A 2357-nucleotide genomic window follows, 5' to 3' on the forward strand; every position below is an offset into this window, starting at 1 on the left:
CGGCGGCGTAGAGATAGTAGTTCGAGGTCTGCACCAGGTTCTCGTCGGTGATGTCCCGCGTCCAGGCCGGGTTCTGCAGCAGCATGAAATTGTAGTGCGACTCGATCCGGACGAAGGGATCGCGCACCACGTAGACGAGCCTGGGCCGGAGGCCGTAGGCGTGGATGCGCTCCGCCGCGCCGCGCTCACCCCACTTGCTGTAGCCGGTCGAGGCCTCCATCGCGTAGCGGTGGAGGTCGGGGTCGAAGTCCCACAGATCCTCGTACCGGGCGATCTGCGCCTTGTGCTCCTGGTTCCGCGAGAAGAACTCCGGCTCCTTGATCCTCGCCGGCGCGATCGCTGGATGTTCGGCGAGATAGCTGAAGAGCGAGGTGGTGGCGCATTTCATGGCGCCGATGATCAGCGCATAGCGGTCCTGGGGAATTTCCGACACCCGACCCTGTTGCACGCGCTCGTTCCCGCACCACCATAGCTGGACGGAAGATACCCTGCCGGGGCTGGCCAGTCTATCCTGTGTCCCGGGCTCAGCACATCCGGGACGGCGGAGTGAGCCTCGAGCTGGCGCAGCCCGGCCCGTCAGGCGAGGCTCACCTTGCGGGCGTAGAAGGCCTCGGCCAGGCCCTCGGGCGCGTTGCATTCGAGGCCGCGGAGCCGCATCAGGCCGCGAAAGGTCAGATCGTCGAACCAGTGCTTGCCGGCCTGGCTCGGGAAGCACTGCAAGAGCGCCGCGATCTTGGCGTCGGCGTCGGCGGCGGTCGCCGGCACGAAGAGGTTGGGCGAGCCGAGGCCCCCGTCCCACTTCGGGATCTCGTACTCGAGGATCAGCTGGTCGCGGAAGCCCTGCCAGGCGAGCTCGGAGACCACCCGGTGGTCCTGGTGCAGATCCTGCCCATAGTGGGTCAGCACCAGGTCCGGCGCGAAGCGTTTCAGCGTCGCGAAGAAGGCCTTGATCTCGGCCCACTGCGCCGGGAAATGCCCGTCGCGGAACTCCTCGAGCAGCACCTCGGCCGCGCCGGCGCCTTCCAGGAAGCGGGCCGCGGAGGCGCGCGCCTCCTCGCCGCGCTGGCCGCCGGCGGCGAGCACCACCCAGACGATGCGCGCCTCCGGGTTCTCGCGCACCAGCCGGACGAGCGTCGCGCCGGCACCGATCTCGATGTCGTCGCTGTGCGCCCCGAGGCAGAGGATGGTGCCGAGGTCAGGCCACCTTAGGCTGAGCATAGGCCCCGCGCGCCTTCCCGACCTGCCAGGGCGTGTCGCCGCGCTGGACCATGTCGTCGAGCGCCTGCTTCTCCTTGAAGGTGTCCATCGGCATCCAGAAGCCGTCGTGCCAGTGGGCGTAGAGGCGGTTCTGCTCGACGAGCCGCGCGAAGCCCTCGACCACGAGCTCCTCGCCCTCGAAGAGATTGTCGAAGATCTGCGGGCGCAGGATGAGATAGCCGCCGTTCATCAGCGTGCCCGACTCCTGCAGGCTCATCATCCGCTCGACCTTGCCGCCCTCGCTCTCGCGCAGCTTGACGAGGTGGAAGGAATAGGGCGGCGTGACGGCGCAGAAGCCGCCGATCGCGTCCGAGGCGCGGAACTTCCGCACCATGTCGTCGAGATCGAGGTCGGTCAGGATGTCGGCGTAGTTCGCCAGGAACATCTCCTCCTTCTCCAGGTACTTGCGCACCCGGAGCAGCCGGCCGCCGATGTTGGTGGTCGCGCCGGTGTCGACGAAGGTGATTCTCCAGTCGCGGATATCCGGCTCGAGCAGATCGAGTGTCGTGCCGCCGTTCTCGAGCACGAAGTCGTTGCTCATCGCCGCGTTGTACTCGAGGAAGAAGCGCTTGATCGCCTCGCCCTTGTAGCCGAGGCAGAGGATGAAGTCCTTGTGCCCGTAGGCGGCGTAGTACGCCATCATGTGCCAGAGGATCGGCAGATTGCCCACCGGAACCAGGGGCTTCGGGATCTGGTCGGAATAGTCCCTGAGCCGGGTGCCCTGTCCCCCGCAGAATAACACTACCTTCATGTCAACAGCCCCTCAACCCGCAGCAACTGCAGCCCCTACTACCCCGGCGGCCAGTATAGAGGCTTTGGAGCGAAAATCTATGGGCCCCGGCGTCCGCGCGGCCGGTTGGGGGCGGCCCATGGCCCATGATGGTAAAAACGGCGCCTTTTCTCCGGGGTTCAGATGCGGATGCCCCTTGCGAGATCGACCGGCGGCCAGCCCTGGTCCTTCTCCGAGACGACGCTGACCGGCAGCGGCCAGGTGATGCCGAAGACCGGGTCGTCGTGGCGCACGCCGCCCTCGGCGCCGGGCGTATAGGGGTGGGAGACCGAGTAGAGGACGTGGGTCTCGTCGGCCAGCGTCTGGAAGC

The 2357-nt window shown here is 66.9% G+C and carries 3 protein-coding genes and 1 pseudogene; all 4 read right to left on the reverse strand.

Annotation, left to right across the window (positions count from 1 at the left end; all coding sequences use genetic code 11):
* Positions 1-433: pseudogene (locus Q0112_RS08465) on the reverse strand (hypothetical protein); the annotation flags it as partial.
* A 143-nt stretch (positions 434-576) separates the two neighbouring features.
* Complete coding sequence (locus Q0112_RS08470; RefSeq protein WP_297973910.1) at positions 577-1218, reverse strand: PIG-L deacetylase family protein; 642 nt, start codon at positions 1216-1218, stop codon at positions 577-579.
* Entirely contained in the window at positions 1196-2008 is an 813-nt protein-coding gene (locus Q0112_RS08475; protein WP_297973912.1) for a sugar phosphate nucleotidyltransferase, read from the reverse strand. Before Q0112_RS08475 ends, Q0112_RS08470 begins: the two co-directional genes overlap by 23 nt.
* A gap of 158 nt (positions 2009-2166) precedes the next feature.
* A partial coding sequence (locus Q0112_RS08480; protein ID WP_297973915.1) for a dTDP-4-dehydrorhamnose 3,5-epimerase family protein occupies positions 2167-2357 on the reverse strand: 191 nt, incomplete at its 5' end.

The organism is uncultured Amaricoccus sp. (assembly GCF_937858865.1).
Lineage (GTDB): Bacteria > Pseudomonadota > Alphaproteobacteria > Rhodobacterales > Rhodobacteraceae > Amaricoccus.